16 protein-coding genes are annotated in these 20,313 nt (G+C 31.8%); 11 read left to right on the top strand and 5 right to left on the bottom strand.

Annotated features, from left to right (window positions below; genetic code table 11):
- Window positions 1-86 precede the first annotated feature (86 nt).
- The 6 genes from acs (at window position 87) to Q0935_RS02965 (ending at window position 6,842) form a co-directional block, all read left to right on the top strand.
- Window positions 87-1,994 (top strand): acetate--CoA ligase, encoded by a 1,908-nt coding sequence (acs, locus tag Q0935_RS02990; protein WP_299382233.1) that lies wholly within the window; start codon window positions 87-89, stop codon window positions 1,992-1,994.
- 372 nt (window positions 1,995-2,366) lie between these two features.
- Window positions 2,367-4,076, top strand: coding sequence for a serine hydrolase (locus tag Q0935_RS02985; protein ID WP_299382230.1), 1,710 nt, complete (start codon window positions 2,367-2,369; stop codon window positions 4,074-4,076).
- A 38-nt stretch (window positions 4,077-4,114) separates the two neighbouring features.
- The gene (locus tag Q0935_RS02980) at window positions 4,115-4,687 is read left to right on the top strand and encodes a Crp/Fnr family transcriptional regulator (RefSeq protein ID WP_299247061.1); all 573 of its coding nucleotides are present in this window, start codon (window positions 4,115-4,117) and stop codon (window positions 4,685-4,687) included.
- 57 nt (window positions 4,688-4,744) lie between these two features.
- Window positions 4,745-5,488: an acyl-CoA desaturase gene (locus Q0935_RS02975; RefSeq protein WP_299382227.1), complete on the top strand. Its 744-nt coding sequence runs from the start codon at window positions 4,745-4,747 to the stop codon at window positions 5,486-5,488.
- A gap of 113 nt (window positions 5,489-5,601) precedes the next feature.
- Window positions 5,602-6,186, top strand: coding sequence for a Crp/Fnr family transcriptional regulator (locus Q0935_RS02970; RefSeq protein ID WP_299382224.1), 585 nt, complete (start codon window positions 5,602-5,604; stop codon window positions 6,184-6,186).
- A 95-nt stretch (window positions 6,187-6,281) separates the two neighbouring features.
- Window positions 6,282-6,842 carry a YceI family protein gene (locus Q0935_RS02965; RefSeq protein WP_299382222.1) on the top strand — a complete coding sequence of 187 codons (561 nt, stop codon included), beginning with the start codon at window positions 6,282-6,284 and terminating at the stop codon, window positions 6,840-6,842.
- A 96-nt stretch (window positions 6,843-6,938) separates the two neighbouring features.
- Here the strand turns inward: Q0935_RS02965 and Q0935_RS02960 are convergent, their stop codons facing one another.
- The 4 genes from Q0935_RS02960 to Q0935_RS02945 all read right to left on the bottom strand — a co-directional run bounded on the left by Q0935_RS02960 (window position 6,939) and on the right by Q0935_RS02945 (window position 11,556).
- Window positions 6,939-8,240, bottom strand: a complete 1,302-nt coding sequence (locus Q0935_RS02960) for a patatin-like phospholipase family protein (protein WP_299382219.1) — start codon at window positions 8,238-8,240, stop codon at window positions 6,939-6,941.
- Window positions 8,241-8,495: 255 nt separating this feature from the next.
- The gene (locus Q0935_RS02955; protein ID WP_299382217.1) at window positions 8,496-9,017 is read right to left on the bottom strand and encodes a peptide-methionine (S)-S-oxide reductase; all 522 of its coding nucleotides are present in this window, start codon (window positions 9,015-9,017) and stop codon (window positions 8,496-8,498) included.
- Window positions 9,008-9,952 (bottom strand): aldo/keto reductase, encoded by a 945-nt coding sequence (locus tag Q0935_RS02950; RefSeq protein WP_299382214.1) that lies wholly within the window; start codon window positions 9,950-9,952, stop codon window positions 9,008-9,010. The genes Q0935_RS02955 and Q0935_RS02950 overlap by 10 nt, the downstream gene beginning before the upstream one ends.
- Window positions 9,953-9,993: 41 nt before the next feature.
- Window positions 9,994-11,556, bottom strand: a complete 1,563-nt coding sequence (locus tag Q0935_RS02945) for a YdiU family protein (protein ID WP_299382212.1) — start codon at window positions 11,554-11,556, stop codon at window positions 9,994-9,996.
- Between the two features lie 549 nt (window positions 11,557-12,105).
- Here Q0935_RS02945 and Q0935_RS02940 point away from each other — a divergent pair.
- Window positions 12,106-12,867, top strand: a complete 762-nt coding sequence (locus Q0935_RS02940; RefSeq protein ID WP_299382209.1) for an NYN domain-containing protein — start codon at window positions 12,106-12,108, stop codon at window positions 12,865-12,867.
- 114 nt (window positions 12,868-12,981) lie between these two features.
- Window positions 12,982-14,043 (top strand): proline iminopeptidase-family hydrolase, encoded by a 1,062-nt coding sequence (locus tag Q0935_RS02935; RefSeq protein ID WP_299382207.1) that lies wholly within the window; start codon window positions 12,982-12,984, stop codon window positions 14,041-14,043.
- 16 nt (window positions 14,044-14,059) lie between these two features.
- Here the strand turns inward: Q0935_RS02935 and Q0935_RS02930 are convergent, their stop codons facing one another.
- On the bottom strand, window positions 14,060-15,295 hold the full coding sequence (locus tag Q0935_RS02930) for a multidrug effflux MFS transporter (protein WP_299382205.1): 1,236 nt from the start codon (window positions 15,293-15,295) through the stop codon (window positions 14,060-14,062).
- A gap of 63 nt (window positions 15,296-15,358) precedes the next feature.
- Here Q0935_RS02930 and Q0935_RS02925 point away from each other — a divergent pair, with 63 nt between their 5' ends.
- From Q0935_RS02925 to Q0935_RS02915, 3 genes are all read left to right on the top strand, one after another.
- Window positions 15,359-15,805 (top strand): DUF1572 family protein, encoded by a 447-nt coding sequence (locus tag Q0935_RS02925; protein WP_299247083.1) that lies wholly within the window; start codon window positions 15,359-15,361, stop codon window positions 15,803-15,805.
- A gap of 103 nt (window positions 15,806-15,908) precedes the next feature.
- Window positions 15,909-17,510 (top strand): hypothetical protein, encoded by a 1,602-nt coding sequence (locus tag Q0935_RS02920; protein WP_299382202.1) that lies wholly within the window; start codon window positions 15,909-15,911, stop codon window positions 17,508-17,510.
- A 121-nt stretch (window positions 17,511-17,631) separates the two neighbouring features.
- Entirely contained in the window at window positions 17,632-20,214 is a 2,583-nt protein-coding gene (locus Q0935_RS02915; protein WP_299382199.1) for a T9SS type A sorting domain-containing protein, read from the top strand.
- The last annotated feature ends 99 nt before the right edge of the window (window positions 20,215-20,313 follow it).

The following is a 20,313-nucleotide window of genomic DNA, read 5'->3' as shown; positions in this document are numbered from 1 at the left end:
AGTGTATCAAGAAACAAAACATATTAAAAACTAGTTATACACTAAGATTATATAAGTGTTTAACACAAAAATTAAACTAATATATTATGAGTAATTATCACATAAAACACTTAGAAGAATATTACCAAGTTTACCGTAAATCCGTCAGAAACCCAGAAAGTTTTTGGGAAGAAATTGCCGAAGAGCATTTTATGTGGCGTAAAAAATGGGACAACGTATTAAGTTGGGATTTTTCTAAGCCTGAAGTCAAATGGTTTGAAGGTGCAAAATTAAACATCACAGAAAACTGTATAGACAGGCATTTATATACAAGAGGAGATAAAACAGCTATTATTTTCGAACCTAACAGTCCAAAAGAAAAAGCACTTCATATTACCTATCGCGAATTGCACGAACGCGTATGTAGATTTGCAAACGTACTTAAAGATAACGGAGTTGGTAAAGGAGATCGTGTTTGTATTTACTTACCTATGATTCCAGAATTAGCAGTCTCTGTATTAGCCTGTGCACGTATCGGAGCAATACATTCTGTAGTATTTGCAGGATTTTCTTCAACAGCTTTAGCAACAAGAATTAACGATAGTGATTGTAAATTAGTAATTACAAGTGATGGTTCTTACCGTGGCGCAAAAACAATCGATTTAAAAGGTATTGTAGACGAGGCTTTAGAAGAGTGTCCAAACGTAAATACTGTTTTGGTAGCAAAACGAATTAATACAGATATAAATATGCAAGAAGGACGTGACAAATGGTTACAACCTTTATTAGATGAAGCTTATCACGATTGTGTACCAGAAATTATGGATGCAGAAGATCCTTTGTTTATTTTATATACTTCAGGATCTACCGGAAAACCAAAAGGGATGGTACATACCACGGCAGGTTACATGGTGTACACGGCATATACGTTTAAAAACGTATTTCAATATAGAGAACAAGATGTGTATTGGTGCACAGCAGATATAGGTTGGATTACCGGACACAGTTACATCGTTTACGGTCCGCTTTGTAACGGCGCAACAACCGTTATGTTCGAAGGCGTACCAAGTTATCCAGATTTCGGACGTTTCTGGGAGATTGTAGAAAAACATAAAGTAAACCAATTTTACACAGCGCCAACAGCCATTAGAGCTTTAGCAAAAGAAGGAGTAGAGCATTTAGAAAAGCACGATTTATCATCCCTAAAAGTATTAGGTACCGTGGGAGAACCAATAAACGAGGAAGCTTGGCATTGGTACGATGACAATGTAGGTAAGAAAAAAGCACCAATTGTAGATACTTGGTGGCAAACCGAAACTGGAGGTATTATGATAACGCCAATAGCATTTGCAACACCAACAAAACCAACCTATGCAACATTACCATTTATTGGTATTCAGCCAGCATTAATGGACGAGCATGGAAATGAAATTAAAGGAAATCAGGTCGATGGACGTTTATGCATCAAGTTTCCTTGGCCAAGTATGGCTAGAACCATTTGGGGAAATCACCAACGTTATAAAGACACCTATTTCTCAGCTTACGAAAACAAATACTTTACCGGAGATGGCGCATTAAGAGACGAGGTTGGCTATTATAGAATTACAGGTAGAGTAGACGATGTAATTATTGTATCTGGTCATAATCTTGGTACCGCACCAATAGAAGATGCCGTAAACGAGCATCCAGCAGTAGCAGAAAGTGCAATTGTAGGTTTCCCACACGATATTAAAGGAAACGCGCTATATGGTTACGTTACTTTAAAAGAAACAGGAGAAAGTAGAAAACACGATAACCTTCGTAAAGAAATTAATCAGTTAATTACAGAGCAAATAGGACCTATTGCGAAGTTAGATAAAATCCAATTTACAGACGGATTACCAAAAACACGAAGTGGTAAAATTATGCGTCGTATTTTACGCAAAATCGCCAGTAACGAAACCGATAATTTAGGAGATACAAGTACATTGCTAAATCCAGAATGTGTACAAGATATTATGGATAATGTATTGTAGATTATAGCGTCACTTCGAGTGATTTTGATAAACGAAAAATTGTATCGAGAAGTTGGGCATTACACTTTTCCGCTAAAGCTACAAAGTGTCGGGCTTTCCGTTATATCTTTTGCAGAAAAAGCAAAAGGATGCCACTACAATCCCTAATGCAAAACCAAAAAACGCAACCTAAATAGGTTGCGTTTTTTGGTTTTACTATTTAATAATGTAACATAAACCAATAGTATGCGTCTTATTTATTGAACATTAGTTAGCAGTTTATATTCGTTATTAGGTTAATACCATCAGTAAATTGGGTGTTAGTCGCATTAAATAAACAGATAAAGTATTTATAACTAACTTTGTTATAACAGCATTAAAAACCAATCAAAAATGAAAAAACTACTATGCATTGCATTAACATTACTATTAAGTTTTCAAGTTAAAGCACAAGACTCCAAAATTCCAAACGAAGTAAAAGAGTACATACAATCTAGAGTAGAAAACCAAATAAATGTTGGTATCGTAGTAGGTTATATAAATGGAGATACTGTAGATTATTACAGTTTTGGGAACACTGCGCAAGAGAACGGTACACCTGTAAATAAAGAATCTGTTTTCGAGATTGGTTCAATTTCAAAAACATTTACAGCAACACTTTTAGCTTTAAAAGTAAATAGCGGAGAAATGAGTTTAGACGATCCTATTTCTAAATATTTACCTAAAACAGTAAAAGTACCAACCCGAAACGGAAAGGAAATTACCTTAAAACATTTAGCAACACATACATCTGCTTTACCAAGAATGCCAGATAACTGGTCTCCAGCAAACGCAAAAAATCCTTTTCAAGATTATACTTACGAGAATCTGTATAGCTTTATTTCTAATTACGAATTAACAAGAGACATTGGAGTCGAGAAAGAATATTCTAACGTAGGAATGGGTTTACTTGGTCATATTCTAGAATTACAAAGCGGTAAAACATACGAAGAATTAGTAATAGAAAATATTGCTAAACCATTACAAATGGATGATACAAGATTAGTATTAACCCAAACAATGAAAAACCGATTAGCAAAAGGACACGACGGACTTAGTGAAACCGAAAATTGGGATATTATTACACTTGGTGGAGCAGGAGGTATACGTTCTACAGTTAGCGATATGGTAAAATACATTCAAGCAAATATTAACGCAAACACTATAGATTCAAAATTACATAATGCAATGGCATTGGCTCATAAATCGGCATTTAAAAGTGAAGAACAAAGAGCAGAAATGGCATTAGCTTGGCATATAGAAAACGGTATGTTTTTAATGCATAATGGAGCAACAGGTGGTTATTGCGCAATGTCTGCAATAGATAAAGCATCAAAAAGAGGCGTTGTTGTTTTAACTAATAGTAACGAAAACGTAGATGCTATTGCTATAAAATTAATGGTACCTTCTTATCCTTTAAAACTTATCAAACCATCTATTGCTAAAGTATTAGCCAAAGAGATAAAAGTAAATGGTATTACTAAAGCTATTACTTTTTATAAAGAAGCTAAAACCAAACAAGCAAGCGATTATAATTTTGAAGTTGAAGAATTAAATACTTTGGGTTACCAATTATTAGCAGAAGATAAAAAGGACATTGCATTAGAGATTTTTAAATTAAATGTTGCTGAATTTCCAGAAGCATCAAATCCTTACGATTCTTTAGCAGAAGCTTATTTAGAAAACGGAGAAGAAGAACTAGCAATACAAAATTATAAGAAATCTTTAGAGTTAGATCCTGCAAACGATAATGCTCGCGATGTTTTAAAAAGCTTAAAGGTCGATATAAAAGAAGTAACTGTATCTAAAGAAATGTTAGAAAGTTATACTGGTAAATACCAGTTGGCACCAACATTTGCAATTACAATTACAACAAAAGAAGGGCGTTTGTTTTTACAAGCAACAGGACAACCTCAATTCGAAATTTTCCCTTCAGATTATAATACCTTTTTCTTAAAAGTAGTAGAAGCAAAAGTAGAATTTAATGCAAATGATAAAGGCAAGATAGATAGTATGACTTTGTTTCAAAACGGACAAGTATTACCTGGAAAACGAGTAGAATAGTTAAAATATATAGCGATATTTGCAATGGATAAGCGAATATGGTAAACATTAGAGAATACATAGAGAAAACAGTTGCTATTTCTGATGAAGATTGGCAACTGTTTTCATCTAAATTAGAAAATAGAATCTTCAAAAAAAAGAGCGCCATTGTTAGTGTTGGAGAGACCGAAAACTATATTTCATTTATAGAAGAAGGTATTGCACGCTTTTTAATTCCGAAGGAAGAAAAGGAAAAAGACATTACATTTGGTTTTTGTTTTAAAAACGAATTTGTAAGCGCTTACGATTCTTTTCTTACCAGAAAACCATCATTATACAGATTAGAAGCCTTAACAGAGGTTTCAATGTGGAGTATTTCGTACGAAGATTTACAAGAGGTTTACGAGAAAAGTTTTGCTGGTAATGTTATTGGTCGCTTATCTTCAGAGCGGTTATTTCTTATAAAATCTAAAAGAGAACAATCCCTTTTAAACGAAACTGCCGAAGAGCGTTACCTTAACCTATTCACAGAGCGTCCAAAATTAATTAAAGAAATTCCTTTAAAATATATAGCCTCATATATTGGTGTTACAGCACAAGCATTAAGCCGTATTAGAAAACGTATTTCTTAACTTAGGTTCATTGTATAAAGTATTAGAACTATAGACCTTTGCGAAAAGCGAAGAACTATGATGATTTTAATATTAATAATAACACTTTGGTATACAGGATTGTTTTTCCAAACATTCTTTTTGCACCGTTACGCTGCACACCAAACCTATACTATGTCTCCGGTAATGGAGAAAATATGTTTTGTTTTAACGTGGGTAACTCAAGGTTCTAATTATTTAAGTGCTTATGGTTATGGTGTAATGCATAGAATGCACCATGCTTATGCAGATACAGAAAAAGATCCACACTCACCAAAATACGATGCAACTGTATTTTCTATGATGTGGCGTACAAAAAACATTTACCAAGACATAAATAACAAAAGAATTGCAGTAGCAGATAAGTTTACTAAAAATGTTCCACAATGGGAAGGTTTCGATAAGTTTGCGAGTTCAAAATTTTCTAGATTAGGTTGGGCTGCAGCTTATGTAGTATTTTTTATTGTATTTGCAACAGCTTGGTGGCAATGGTTATTTTTACCTATCGCCTTTTTTATGGCACCAATTCACGGTGTTATAATTAATTGGTTTGCGCACATTTACGGTTATGTAAATTTTAAGGTTAACGACACTTCTAAAAACTTATTACCATTCGATTTTTTAATGATGGGAGAAAGTTACCACAATAACCACCACACACATTCTGGTCGTGCTAATTTTGGTGTAAAATGGCATGAGGTAGATTTTACATATTTAATTATGGTAGTTTTAGATAAATTAAGATTGATTAAACTTAAAAAATCGACTGTAAAAGTATCTTAATAGTACACTATATTTCAAAATAAGAGTAATCGTATTTAATACCAATTACTATAGAATTAAGCCATTATTTGTAATGGCTTTTTTTATATTTGTTAGGCAATCAAAATATTATAATGAATAGCCAACCACTCTTATCTTACATTAATAAAATAGTAACATTAACAGAAGAAGAGGAAACTTATTTTACTTCAAAACTGGTCTATCGTAAATATTTAAAAGGACAGTATATTTTACAACAAGGAGACGTAAGTAATAAGATATGTTTTATAGTTTCGGGTTGTGTTAAAATGTTTTATGTGGACGATTTAGGCCAGGAACACATTCTTATGTTTGGTGTCGAGAATTGGTGGACTTCAGATTTAGGAAGTTTTGTTTCACAAGCACCATCAGATTTTAACGTGCAATGCATTGAAGACACAGAGTTAATTCAGGTTTCGCATAATATTATTGAAGACACATATTCTAAAATTCCAAAGCTAGAACGCTGTTTTCGTATAATTGTCGAGAAAGCCTATGTTGCTTCACAAAAGAGAATTGTTAGAAATTTTAGCATGTCTGCAAAAGATAGGTATTTAGTTTTCAACGAAAGTTATCCCGAAATAGAACAACGCATTCCGCAATATATGGTAGCCTCTTACCTAGGTATTACTAAAGAGTTTTTAAGTAAAATTAAGAGCCAGATTGCTACAGAAAAATAAATGTTAAACTAGATTAACATTATTTAATAAACTATATCATCTTTTATGTCCAAGTGTTGTGAGATCTTTGCTGCATAATATAAAAACATACAAAAATGAAAAAAGTTTTAACAGCAATTATAGCATTTGCAGCATTTACGTCAACTATTACGGCACAAACCAAAACTATTAACACAGCAGATAGTAAAGTAGTTTGGAAAGGTTACAAAGTAACAGGTTCTCACGAAGGAACAATTAATTTACAATCTGGAGATTTAGCTTTTAAAGACGATGTATTAACAGGAGGAGCGTTTGTTATAGACATGACGACTATTAGTGCTACAGATTTAGAAGGTGAGTACAAAGGTAAATTAGATGGACATTTAAAATCTGATGACTTTTTTGGAGTAGAGAAATTTGCAACAGCAAAATTAGTATTTACAAAAGTAGAAGCTTCAGGTAAAAACTCATACGCAGTTACAGGAGATTTAACTATTAAAGGAAAAACAAATCCAGTAACAGTAAACGTATCTGTATATGGAAGTAAAGCAACAGCAACATTAAAAGTTGATAGAACAAAATTTGATGTAAGATATGGTTCTGCTAGCTTTTTCGATGGTTTAAAAGACAAAGCAATTTACGACGAGTTTGATCTAGTTGTAGACTTACAGTTTTAAGCAAACTGTATTTATATAAAGATAATAGCAAATATTAAAAACCAGAACAGTAATTGTTCTGGTTTTTTTCGTTTTATATATTATAGTTTTAACTCATTATTCAAACAAACTCACACAATACAATTTTACTTGTATTTCGGTTAAAACCGACGCATGGTTTATTAAAGCCTCAATCTGTTCGTCTTTTAAAGGCGTAAGATTAGTCTTTACATGTCGTGCAATTTCTAGTTGCGCTTTGGTATTAGCATTAGCAATTATCGCTTTATAATTAATACTCACTTTTACTTTGTTTTTAATGGTTTCCCAATCTTTATTACTAACATCATCTTCCGTAATATTATGATGTTTTAAAACCTGAGGTAAAATAATATCATCCTCAATACCATCTATAAACTTGCGTATAGAATCCTCAATATCCCAACCTAAAGACTGGTATGCAATTTCGCGTTTATCGTTATTATGGTTTTGATATAGGTATTGTACCATTTGTAGATTTTTAATCCTATTCATAAACACATCGCTAGTTCTAATAAGCATTGTCAACGTATTTCTGTACGTGTTTTTAAAAGGCATAGTATTACCAGCATCACTAATAATAACAATCTGGCTACCATAAGCACTTTTGGTTTGTGTAATTTTATGTGCACCTTGGTTATCGTAAACACCACCATCTACTAATCGCGGTTTTGCACGCTTTGTATCTTCTGTATTACTAAAGAATTCTTTATCTATTTTAATAGGCGTAAACACAAAAGGCACAGCCGTTGAGGCAGCTACAGCACGAGCAATTGGAAAATTATCCGACTCAAATTTAATTGGCTCATCGTCATCCGAAGGAAAATCGTAAACCGAATCTCCCATCGTGTCATTACTAAACGTAAACAAACGTCCAGTCTCCAAATTTGTAGCATTTATAGCAAAACGTACATCTTTTCGTAAATCGTTTAAAGTCTTGCCATTAAAGAAAAACGTATTGTACATTTTCTCGTTAAGCGTACTAATAGGAAACAAATTAAACTGAAAAAATAAGAACACTACAACCAAGGCAATTAACAAACCAAAACTTGACCAAGCATAGCCATTTGCCAATAAATAGAGTATTGTTAGCATCCAAAATAGAGTAGTAGCAAAAACCAATAAAAATTGCCAAGAAACTAACACACCTTTAATAACGCTGCGTTTTACACCTTGTCTTATTACAGCCTCGAAAGCTTCAAAACTATCTTTGTGTAAACCATAAGTTGCTCCAGTAATAGAGCCTCCCGAATTGGTAGAAATCACATCTACTTTGTCAAGTATCTCTAATTCCTTTAGTTTTTTTAAAGTCCCTAAATGATAAATAGTAGCACGATAACCACCACCAGAAAGACTTAAACCTATTTTCTTTTTGTTCTTCATAAGAATGTTCTGCCTTAGCGGAAATATTCGTCATTCCCGCGAAAGTGGGAAACGCATCGAATAATTATTTGCATCTAATTTAATTAATAATAATTAGGGCATTACCTTTTGCTTAAAAAAAAAGCAAAACGTCAGGCTTTACACTATATCTTTTTTAAGAAAAATAAAAAAGGATGCCGTTTCAATCCTTAATGCAAAATAGGTAATTGCGAGCTTTAAGAGGAACGAAGTAAACCTGAGGTAATCTGTTGTTTATTAGTTTTTGGTTTCGTGAGATTGCTTCGTGCTTGGCAATGACACATAATCTGAAAATTCTCTTTTAATAACCTCAAGTTTAGGATTAATAAATTGCGTGCAAAACGGTTTCGCAGGATTTTTTAAATAGTAATTTTGGAAAGCCTCTTCCGAAGCTTTAAACTCTGAAAACGGATACACTTGTGTAATAATCTTATTATTAAATTGTTCTTGAAAACCAGCAAGTAAACCCATAGCTTCTTGCTCTTGAGAATGTGAAAACGTATAAATTGCTGAGCGGTATTTTTTTCGCATAGAATGATTACTTGTACTTTTATGTGTTAGTAAATGCACTTCTATTAATGTTTTTAAAGCGATAATTTCAGCTTGAAAATGTACAATAACAGCTTCCGAAAAACTACTATTTTCAGCTACCGAAGCCACAAAACCTTGTTCTACTTTTTCTACACCTTTTAGAGACTGAAATACTGCTTCTGTACACCAATGGCAACCACCACCAAAAGCGACTTTGGTTAATTCCATTGTAGATTTTTTCTTTCTGTCCAATAAAATTCTGGAGTTGTTTTAAACGTGCTTAATAATTCTATTTCATTTTTAGAAAGTGAAAAAGAATTCGCTTTTAAATTTTCGTTTAATTGCTCGGTATTACTAGCTCCACTTAAAACAATACTTTCAGGAATTGTTTGCTCACAATACTTTAGTGAAATAGCATCTACGCCGACTTTGTATTTCTCAGATAAAGTTTCTAAAACAGTATATAACGCTTTATAATGAGGATATTTAATATTCTTAAAAACGCGACCATTTGCCACAGCTTCTTTAATAATAATCGATTTGTTTTGTCTTACTAACTCATTAGAAATGTCACTTAAACTTTGATCTAAAAAATTATAAGTCACTTGAAACACATCAAAAATCTGTTCACCATCAACCAATACATTTAAGGCTTCTTTTATAACTTCAACCTGGTTTGTTCCTGTTGTAGTTAATCCTATTTTTAAATTGTGTTCTTTTTTTAAAGATGCTAATTGTTTTAATACAGCTTCATTTTTTAAAACACCAGTTTGCAAAGTTGCAGAATGAATTTGATAAACTTTTAAATAAGGAAAAAACTGCTTAGAGACTTCCCATTGTTCGTTTAGTTTTTCTAAACTGTGTTCTTTTACTTCGTGAACTTCTGCGTCAGCATTAAAATTAGCAACATAGGTGTATCCCCATTTAGTTGCGATTTCAATGCTCGCATCGTTTTTGGTTTTTAACCATTCTAAAAGTAAATCTTCAGCCAAGCCATAACCTGGAGCGGTGTCAAAATACCTAATGCCTAAATTGTAAGCACTCTCTAAAACAGAAAAACTATGTTTTCTAAAGGTTTCTATATCGGAGTTGTTAGCATGCTTTTGACGTATATTTATATATTGAGGTCTTCCAAGCGCTGCTGTTCCTAATCCTAATGTCATATTTTAATTTTTGAGATCAATTTTATTTAATAAGCTAAAGTTTACGAACTACAAGATAGCATAGAACAGCCTACTTTATTTCTAGCCCAATCTGGACGTTTTGCAAACCATTTCTCATTTTCTGGTTGCTCATCGTATGGCTTTTTAAGAAGATTAAATAAATCATCTATTAGCTTGTAATCACCTTTATTAGCATCGTCTATTGAGAGTTGAGACATATAGTTTCTCAACACGTATTTTGGGTTAACGCTATTCATTTTCGCTTGTCGGTCTTCAGATGAAAGCGTTTCGTTTTGTAAACGTTCAGCATAACTTTTAAACCAAGTATTCCATTGTTTTTCTATAACATCGGTTACTTCATCTAAAACATAAAAAGCATCTGTAGTAACTTCTAGTCCTTCAGAAGGCTTCTTTGCAGAAAAACGACTTAAATTCCTGAAAAAGATAGTCATATCTGTTTCTGTTAATTGTAAGGCTTCTTCTAAGTTTGATACTAATTGTGCATCGTTTTCTTCGGCATTAAAGAGGCCTAATTTATTTCGCATCATCTCTAAATATTGAGTTGCTGCCTTTTCTCTGTAACTATTTAAAATAATTTCTAGTCCTTCGGCTTCTTCAATTAAAAGTAATAAAGCGTTTGCAAGCTGAAGTAAGTTCCAAAGTCCAACATCTAATTGTGATCCAAAGCGATAGCGTTTATGCTGTCTGTCGGTTGTGTTTGGTGTCCAATTATTATCGTAACCTTCTAACCAACCATAAGGGCCATAATCTATAGTCTGACCTAAAATAGAGAGGTTATCTGTATTCATAACACCATGCACAAAACCAACACGTTGCCAATCGACAATCATTTTTAAAGTATCGTTTACAACCGTTTCAAAAAACTGTAAATAAGTGTCTTTAGATGGAGTTCCTAAATGCGAAAAGTGATGTTTAATAGTATAATCTACTAATGTTTTAAGTGTTTCTTTATCTTGTCTTGCTGCTAATAATTGGTAACTTCCAAAGCGTAAAAAACTAGGTGCTACGCGACATACAATAGCACCTTTTTCGTAAGCAGCATTGCCATCATATAACATATCTCTTAAAACGTTATCACCAGAAAGCGATAACGATAATGCTCTTGTTGTTGGCACTCCTAAGTGATACATAGCTTCGCTACATAAATACTCACGAACAGAAGAACGTAACACGGCTAAACCATCTGCAGTACGAGAATATGGTGTTTCTCCTGCTCCTTTTAATTGTATTGCCCAATGTTTATTATTGTGTTCAACTTCGGTTAAATTTATTGCACGACCATCTCCTAATTGCCCAGCCCAATTTCCAAATTGGTGTCCACCATAACACATAGCATAAGGCTTGGTATTTGGTAAAACACTATTTCCAGTAAAAACGTTTAGAAAGTCTTCACTTTTAGCATCTGCTTGAGTAAGACCTAAATTTATAAGCATTTCTGGAGAAACATGTAGTAACTCTGGTTTTGCAGTTTGCTTTGGTGTAACATAAGAGAAACAAGCCTTTTCAACCTGTCTTCTTGTGTTTTCAAGAATAGGATCTGCTGGTAATTCTTTATTAAATCTATCTTTTATATTTAGTTGCATTCTTGTGCTTTCTGTTTTCTATTCAATTTTTACTTTTAGTAAGTAATTGTACTAATATAAGAACAAATTACCACAGCCTAATAGGCTTCTTCTGTAAGTTGTTAAATGGTCTTTATAACTAACGCATTTATAACGTTTTGACGGCTTATGTTATTTACTGTTTTATAGTTGGTCGTGCGGTTTAGAGTTTCATTTCAAGAAGTGATTTTATAGTAAAAGTCATCATTGTTTTAATGTCATTAATTATGCCTCAAATAAAATAAAACGGTTCAAAATTAACCAACATCGAAACCATTCACTATATTTATTCAATCAAATTAAAAATTAACATTAAAACATAAAGTCATGGCAAAGTCGCAAGATTCTAAAAAGAACGTAAAAAAGGAAGCAGCATTATCTCCTAAAGAAAAAAAGGCAGCTAAAGCAGCTAAAAAAGCAACAAGAAAATAATAAATAAATTATAAAATTTTAAAACCACCCTAATTTAGAGTGGTTTTTTGCTTTAAAGCAATTATCTTTATGTGTGTATAACAATTACTTTTAAAATTTATGGATATAAAACTAGCAGTACTTATAGATGGAGACAATATACCATCTGCTAATGTAAAAGAGATGATGGAGGAGATTGCTAAATACGGCAACCCAACAATTAAGCGTATTTATGGAGATTGGACTAAACCCAATTTAAATAAGTGGAAGAACTTATTGTTAGAAAATGCGATTACGCCTATTCAACAATACGGTTATACTACAGGTAAAAATGCTACCGATTCTGCAATGATTATAGACGCTATGGATATTTTATATTCAGAGAAAGTAGATGGTTTTTGTTTGGTTTCTAGTGATAGTGATTTTACAAGGTTAGCAACACGACTACGTGAAGCAGGAATGCAAGTGTATGGTATTGGCGAAAAGAAAACACCTAATCCTTTTATAGTTGCCTGCGATAAGTTTATTTATATCGAGATTCTAAAAAAGCAAGCATCGGAAAGCGAATTAGAATCTGTAGATAAGTCGATAGCTTCTAAAAACGATTATGATAAAATTACCCAAAAAGAAATTCAATTTATTGCTGCAACTATAGATGATGTTGCCGATGATGATGGTTGGGCTTTTTTAGGAGATGTTGGTGGTTTACTACAAAAAAAGCAACCTAATTTCGATTCTAGAAATTATGGCTTTCAAAAATTAACTCCGTTAATAAAATCTATTACAGCTTTTGAAATTGAAAGGCGAGAAGATTCTAGAGGACATAAAAAGCTGATTTATGTAAAGTTAATTGAGAAGAAAAATAAAGCTCGAAAAAAATAAGTTTTGACTAATTTAGGAAAAATGGAAATAGTAGTTTTGTATTGCTATTAACCTAATAAACATAGTTTTAATGTATTATTTATTTGCTTAACTTAGTATTCTAATACCTTTTATATGAAAACCAAAATCTTATACCTTAGTTTAATTATAGCTATCTGTTTTAGCTGTAAAAAAGAAGTTGAAGAGCATGTTATAGTGCAAAGTACTTCAGCAGAAAACTATTTAATCCCTAATAAAGAAGATCAGTTTCTAGGAGGTATAAAAATGATACCAATTCAAACACCAAAAGGAGAATTTAATGTTTGGACTAAGCGTGTTGGTAATAATCCAACCATGAAAGTATTGTTGTTACATGGAGGACCAGGAATGACACATGAGATTTACGAATGTTTCGATGGGTACTTTCCGCAGGAAAACATAGAATACTATTATTACGACCAATTAGGATCTTACTACAGCGACCAGCCAAAAGATTTAAGCCTTTGGGATTTAGATCGTTTTGTAGAAGAGGTAGAACAGGTGCGTATTGCTTTAAATTTAGATAAAAACAACTTCTATCTTTACGGACAAAGTTTGGGAGGTATTTTAGGTATGCAATATGCCTTAAAATATCAAGAAAATTTAAAAGGATTAATAATCTCTAATATGGTAGCTTCTATACCAGATTATCAAAAATATAGTGATGAAGTATTAGCTCCGAAAATGGATCCTGAAGTTTTAAAAGAAATCTTGAAATACGAAAATGCCGAAGATTACAGTAGCCCAAGATACATGGAGCTTATTGTAAATAACTATTACACAGAACATGTTATTAGAATGCCTGTTGAAGAGTGGCCAGAACCTATAAACAGAAGTTTTAAACACTTAAATCCTGATGTTTATGTAACTATGCAAGGCCCAAGTGAATTTGGAATTAAAGGTAATGCTACACTTAAAAATTGGGATGTTAAAGACCGCTTAAACGAAATTAAAGTACCAACATTAACTATAGGTGCAACACATGATACTATGGATCCAGAACACATGGAATGGATTAGTACAGAGGTACAAAATGGTAGTTTTTTATTGTGCCCGAATGGAAGCCATTTATCTCAATTCGACGACCAGAAAGTATTTTTTGAAGGTTTAATACAATTTATTAAAGATGTAGATGAAGGAGAATACGAAATTCAATAATCTTACTAATTAATTGTTATGCTAAAGCCAATTCTCTATTACGTAAAATACGCATTCTAATAAAAATTAATAGAGAGATTCCACCAAAAACAACAAAACCAATAAATAGAGGTAGAGCAGTATCTTTTAAATAGCCACCAATAAAGTTTGCAATTGGTACTGCCATTATTGTAGATACAAAACCTGTAATAGCGGCTCCAATTCCTGCTATATGTCCAATAGGCTCCATAGCAATAGCTCTAATGTTTCCGAAAAGGAAACCTATGGTAAAAAACTGAATAGCCATAAATATTAGTATAACTAGTAGTTCTGGGTTTGTGGGAGCATTCCAAAATAAAATCACATATACTAACGAGTTTAAGCAAAATACAATAGTTGCTATAAAAGATAAACGCCACATACCCAAACGCATTACAAAAGAACCGTTTAAAAAAGTAGATAAACCAATTCCCGCAGCTAATCCTGCAAAAATATATGGAAACTCGTCTACCAAACCATATTGGTTTTCAAAAATAACTTGGGACGCACTTAAATACACAATAAAAGCACCAGATATAAAACCAGAAATAACAGTGAAACCCATTGTTATTTTGTGTTTAATTAATTCTTTTAAACCATCTATAAATACATGTTTACTAAACTTAATTTTATATTCTGGTTTAAGTGTCTCTGGTTGTCTTTTCCAAAACCAAATACTTACTACTAGTGCCATAATTAATTGCACATAAAAGATGCCTCTCCAATTGTAATGGTTTAGTATAAATTTACCCATCATAGGAGCTATAACAGGAACTAGAATAAAAAAGGTAGTTACAAAAGACATTATTTTAGCCATGTAATCGCCTTTAAATTTATCTCTAATAACTGCTATGGCAATAGTTCTTGGAGCAGATAAGCCTATACCTTGTAAAATACGACCAAAAATCATCCATTCTAAACTAGGTGATAATACACAAACAATACTACCAACAGTAAAAACGCTAAAACCGATGTAAACTATTGGTTTTCTTCCAAAACTATCAGATAGTGGTCCAAACAATAACTGCCCAAAACCTAACCCTAAAAAAATCATGGTAATTAGTAATTGATTATTATTAGTATCTAGACTATTAATATCTATACCTATGTAAGAAATTGCAGGTAAAATGGCATCTATAGCCAAAGCAACAATAGACATTAAAGAGGCCATTAAAGCTATAAATTCAAATTTAACGGTCTGATTTTTTTGTACTAAAGGTTGGTTATCTTGCATGCTACAAAAGTAATCCAATTATTAGCCATATTTGGGTTTCAAATCTTAATAAAAAATTAAATTGTGATAGTAGAAACGTTAATAAAACTCTTTAAAAGAGACTTAAATATTTTAATAACTGAAATTGAAGCATATAAAGAAGAAAAGAACCTTTGGATTGCTACTGAAACTGTTAAAAACTCATCAGGAAACTTATGTTTGCATTTAGTAGGTAATCTAAATGCATTTATTGGTGCGCCATTAGGTAATACAGGCTATGTAAGACAAAGAGATTTAGAGTTTTCTCTTAAAAACGTACCTAAATCTGAGCTAATTAAACAAGTAAAAGATACTATTATTGTTGTTGAAAACACTTTAAATTCTTTGTTAGAAAACGACTTGCAAAAGGAATATAAGCGTCGTGTTAATGAAGAAACGATGACTACAGAATATTTTTTAATACACCTAACAATGCACCTGTCTTACCACTTGGGACAAATAAATTATCATAGAAGATTATTAGATAAATAATACTGCTTTTTTAGAGTGTTAAATAGAACTATTTTCAACTTTAATAATATAAATTCTATTATAATATTTTTACATTTACGTTTTCACTTTATAAAATAAATTAATGTTTAATTACTACCTTAAGGGTATTCTTTATTGTTTCATACTTTCTTTAAGTTTTTCAAGTGCTTTTGCGCAGTCTAATGAAAATGACTTTGTAAAATATTTGGACGCAGCCTCTAATGCTATAGACGAAAATCCGAAACTTGCAAAACGTTATTTAGATTCTATTCCGCAACCTATTGATAGTAATATTGAAGGTCGTTTAGCAGATTATTACAGATTAAAAGGAATTCTTAATGACGAGTTTGATGAGCAAGCATTGCTGCTTCAAAATTTTATGCAAGCCTTAAAATTTGCTAAAATAGAAAAGAACTACGATGTGGCTGGAATGAGTAGTTTAGAACTTTTTTATAATACTTATTTATTAAAACAAGATTCTGTATTAGCGTATTCCTATTTAAGCGAGGCTAAAAAATATTACACACTTTCTAATAATACTAATGGTCTGGCAGAAGTAAAACAAATGCCAGCTTATGTAGCGTTAAATAAAGGGAATTATAATAAAAGTAATGCAATTGTACTTAATGATTTAGAATTTTATAAAAATATAAAGGACGATGGCTATTACTATATGTATGCCTTATTTATGTTGACTTTTAATTATACAAATTTAGGTGATTTAGGTAATGCGCATAAGTATTTTAATGCTTTAAAAGCATTAAAAAATGATAAAACGATACCAGAGTCACTGCATAAAAAACATGTAGTAACACTATACGGAGATATTGCAGATTTTTATTATGAAAACAATATATTGGATTCTCTAGAGGTGTATCTTAAAAAGTTTGGAAGTTTAAGATCTGCAATGAACGATTATGATACCAGACATTATTTTAGATTAAATTTTGATTATTATGATCGTATTCAAAATTCAGAATTAAAAAATGCCTTTAAAGACTCTTTAAGAAATTTTGAAGCTTTACAAATGCAAAAGACATTAGATGCAAGTGTTCAAATTAATAAAGACTTAATTCAAACAGAATCAAAACTAGAATCTGAAATAGAAAAAAAACATATTAATAGGTATGTCATTATGCTATTGGGTGTCATTTTATTTGCCTTAATTGTTTTTGTAATTGTTAAGTATAAGAAAATTAAAACAGCAATAATAGAATATACTAAGAGTGATAAAGAGTATTCGTTTTTAAAAACCAATCACGAAAAATTAAAAGCAAAGGTTATTGGTTTAGAAGAATATATTACAGAAGTAAAAAAAGAAGTTAAAGCTATTTCTTCTATAGAGGATGTAGACACTCAAAAAATTAAAATTAAAGAGTTGTATAAAAATATTCATCATAATTCTTCAACATTTTTAGCAAAAGAAGAAAACTACTTAGGTTTAATAAACGATCTTAATATTGAGTTTTTTACTCAAATGAAAAGCTTACATCCTAAACTAAACGATTCTGAAATCATTATTTGTTACTACTTATACATTGGTTTTAAAAACAAAGAAATTGCTGCTTTTTTAAATTCTTCAACAAGAGCAGTAGAAAGTAAACGTTATAGAATTTCAAAAAAAATGGACGATGTCACTAAAAACACTTCTCTTTTAGAATACCTAAACGAAACATTTAAAGAAACAAAAACAAGAGCCATTTAATAGTTTTTTTCTAAATAGTAGCTGTTTTTATATAGTGCGTAGTAAGTGCGTAGTCCTTTATAATAGTAGTAAATAGAGGTTATTAGATATTTGTATTGATTTAAATACTAATATCTAAAAAATGAAAAAAACAATTACTTTTTTATTGCTAGTTTTTACAATTGTGTCCCATTCACAATCTATAGACTACAAATCTGCAACAACATTAAAAGGCAGTAATTATTATGAAATTGTAAATCAAGTTAGAGAAGAACTTGGTGCGTACAATAAGAATGCTTCTAAAACCGAAATTAAAAAACACAAACAATTTGAACGTTGGGCTTATTTCTGGAAAGATAGAGTAGATGTAGATGGTAATTTTCCAAACGCGTTTACTGGTTGGTATAATTCTGGAATTATTGATGCAAAAGGAAGAGTCAATCAGAACTTAAATGCAAGTAAGCTAAATAACACGAATAGTAAAACATCAAACAGCGGACAGAGTTGGTCTAATATTGGGCCTCAAGAAGTTCCAGATGCAAATGGATACCCAAACAATCCTCAATTAGGACGTTTAACTAATTTCTTAAGATATGAGCATGCTACAGATGCCAATCAAAATGTATTATTTGTAAGTGCTCCAGTTGGTGGTGTTTGGAAATCTACCAATAATGGTACTACTTGGACTCCCAAATTAGATTTCCTTGCGGGAATTGGTGTTACCGATATTAAAAGTAGTAGTACAGATATTAATAACCCAGGAATTATTTATATTTCTACTGGAGATTATGATGCAAAACATATTAACTCTATTGGTGTGTATAAGTCAACAGATTTTGGGGAAACATACCAACCAACAGATCTTACTTTTAGTTTAGAAGATAAAGAAATTACTTCTAATTTAATTGTAATAGATGCTAATACTGTAATTGTTGGAACCAATAAATACATTAAGAAAACTACAAATGGTGGTACAACTTGGACCAATGTATTTGCTCATAATTATGATGATGCCGTTTTAGGGAAGTTTCATAGAAATGGTAATAATATTATGTGTTCAGACAGTTGGGGAGGATTATTTTTCTCTTCTAATAATGGAACAACATGGAGTACTTTAATTTCTGAAGGAAACGATACTGCACGTCATGCAATAACTACAGACGAAACAGGTGTGTTTTATGTACAGAATGATAATGGTCAAGTTTCTACATACAATCCAGCAGCTGCAACTCCTGCACTTGCTAATTTAGGAGTTCTTGCTACTGGTTATAGTACACAAGGTTCATACAATCAATGTTTAGCTGTTAAAAACGGACTTATTGTAAGTGGTGTTGTTGATGGTATAAATTCAGACGATTCAGGAAACACTTGGTACGTAACTTTAAACAATTCATGGTCTGATAATACTTCGGAAGGATCTTATGGACACGCAGATATTCATGAAATAGGAACTTTAGATAGTGGGTATTCTTTTTGGAATGTTAACGATGGTGGTTTGAATTTTGTCACTTATTCTAATATTGCAGACGAAAAACCTACAGTAGAATACAAATCTAACGGAGTAATAGTTACACAGTTATATTCTGTAGCAATAACACCAGAAACTAGTACAGATAACATTATTATGGGAAACCAAGATAATGATGGTTATAGTTTAGAAATGGTAGGTGGAACACCAACATGGGTTACTGCAGGAGCAGGAGATGGTACTTGTACTGCAATAGATTATTCTAATCCACAAATTAGATATTTAGGAGCTCAAAATGGAGCCTTAACTAGAGCAGATAATGGTTTCTTAGGTGATGTTTGGGGAACAAGTTTAACAACACCTACTGCTGGTGCACCTTTTGTTTGGACATTAAAAATGCATTCTACAATTCCAACAACACTTTATGGAGGCTTTGCAGATGTTTATAAGTCTACTAATAAAGGAGATACTTGGAGTAATCTTAATTCTGGAGCAGGTAAAATAGAATACATAGAGACTTTTGGAGATAATTTATTTGTAATTGGAGAGACTGCTGTGAAAAAATCGAGTAATGATGGTGCTTCATGGAGCTCTGTTAATCAACCAGAAGCTTCCGCAAAAATGAATTCAATCTCTTTAGATCAAAATAATACAAATACACTATATGCAACAGTAAATGGATATATAGATGGTTCAAAAGTTTTTAAGTCTATTGATGGTGGTAGTAACTGGACAAATATTTCTGATGGTTTACCAAACATTATAACAAAGCAAGTAGTTTTAAAGCAAAACCAAGGTCAAGAAATTCTTTTTCTAGGAACAGAATTAGGTGTTTATTTTAAAACAGGAACAGATAACTGGGCTAAATTAGGAGAAGGTCTACCTAATGTTGTGGTTAACGATATCGAAATTAATTATACACAAGACAAATTAGTAGTTGGTACTTACGGTAGAGGTTTATGGGAAATTAGTGTTTCTAATAACACACTTGGTGTAGATGAAGTACAAGTTAGTACAGTAGATGCGCCTTCAGTTTATCCAAATCCAGTTAATGAAGGTGTTTTAAACATTAAAATAAATAATAGTAGTAACCATTTTAATTATAAAATGTACAATGTTATTGGCGGATTAGTTAAAAACGGAAAATTGAATTCAGGTGTAAACACATTAGATGTTAGTAATGTAGCTACAGGAATTTATGTTGTTAGAATGACTGACGGAAATACAGTATCCACACAAAAGATAATCATCAAGTAGATTGATTGATTATTAGCAGAATGATAATTAGAGCCATCCTACTGTGGCTCTTTTTGTTATTCGAAAAAAATAACTCCCTCAATAAAAAATAATTTTAAA

It is taken from the genome of uncultured Lacinutrix sp., assembly GCF_947500605.1.
Classification (GTDB): Bacteria; Bacteroidota; Bacteroidia; order Flavobacteriales; family Flavobacteriaceae; genus Lacinutrix.
This window is presented reverse-complemented; position numbering and strand designations above follow the sequence as displayed.

What these genes read in the sequence shown, in the direction of transcription:
- Q0935_RS02940 (WP_299382209.1), top strand. Translation starts at nt 12,106, where the DNA reads ATGGATATAAAACTAGCAGTACTTATAGATGGAGACAATATACCATCT.
- Q0935_RS02935 (WP_299382207.1), top strand. Translation starts at nt 12,982, where the DNA reads ATGAAAACCAAAATCTTATACCTTAGTTTAATTATAGCTATCTGTTTT.
- acs (WP_299382233.1), top strand. Translation starts at nt 87, where the DNA reads ATGAGTAATTATCACATAAAACACTTAGAAGAATATTACCAAGTTTAC.
- Q0935_RS02965 (WP_299382222.1), top strand. Translation starts at nt 6,282, where the DNA reads ATGAAAAAAGTTTTAACAGCAATTATAGCATTTGCAGCATTTACGTCA.
- Q0935_RS02960 (WP_299382219.1), bottom strand. Translation starts at nt 8,240, where the DNA reads ATGAAGAACAAAAAGAAAATAGGTTTAAGTCTTTCTGGTGGTGGTTAT.
- Q0935_RS02945 (WP_299382212.1), bottom strand. Translation starts at nt 11,556, where the DNA reads ATGCAACTAAATATAAAAGATAGATTTAATAAAGAATTACCAGCAGAT.
- Q0935_RS02920 (WP_299382202.1), top strand. Translation starts at nt 15,909, where the DNA reads ATGTTTAATTACTACCTTAAGGGTATTCTTTATTGTTTCATACTTTCT.
- Q0935_RS02955 (WP_299382217.1), bottom strand. Translation starts at nt 9,017, where the DNA reads ATGGAATTAACCAAAGTCGCTTTTGGTGGTGGTTGCCATTGGTGTACA.
- Q0935_RS02915 (WP_299382199.1), top strand. Translation starts at nt 17,632, where the DNA reads ATGAAAAAAACAATTACTTTTTTATTGCTAGTTTTTACAATTGTGTCC.
- Q0935_RS02950 (WP_299382214.1), bottom strand. Translation starts at nt 9,952, where the DNA reads ATGACATTAGGATTAGGAACAGCAGCGCTTGGAAGACCTCAATATATA.
- Q0935_RS02985 (WP_299382230.1), top strand. Translation starts at nt 2,367, where the DNA reads ATGAAAAAACTACTATGCATTGCATTAACATTACTATTAAGTTTTCAA.
- Q0935_RS02930 (WP_299382205.1), bottom strand. Translation starts at nt 15,295, where the DNA reads ATGCAAGATAACCAACCTTTAGTACAAAAAAATCAGACCGTTAAATTT.
- Q0935_RS02980 (WP_299247061.1), top strand. Translation starts at nt 4,115, where the DNA reads ATGGTAAACATTAGAGAATACATAGAGAAAACAGTTGCTATTTCTGAT.
- Q0935_RS02975 (WP_299382227.1), top strand. Translation starts at nt 4,745, where the DNA reads ATGATGATTTTAATATTAATAATAACACTTTGGTATACAGGATTGTTT.
- Q0935_RS02970 (WP_299382224.1), top strand. Translation starts at nt 5,602, where the DNA reads ATGAATAGCCAACCACTCTTATCTTACATTAATAAAATAGTAACATTA.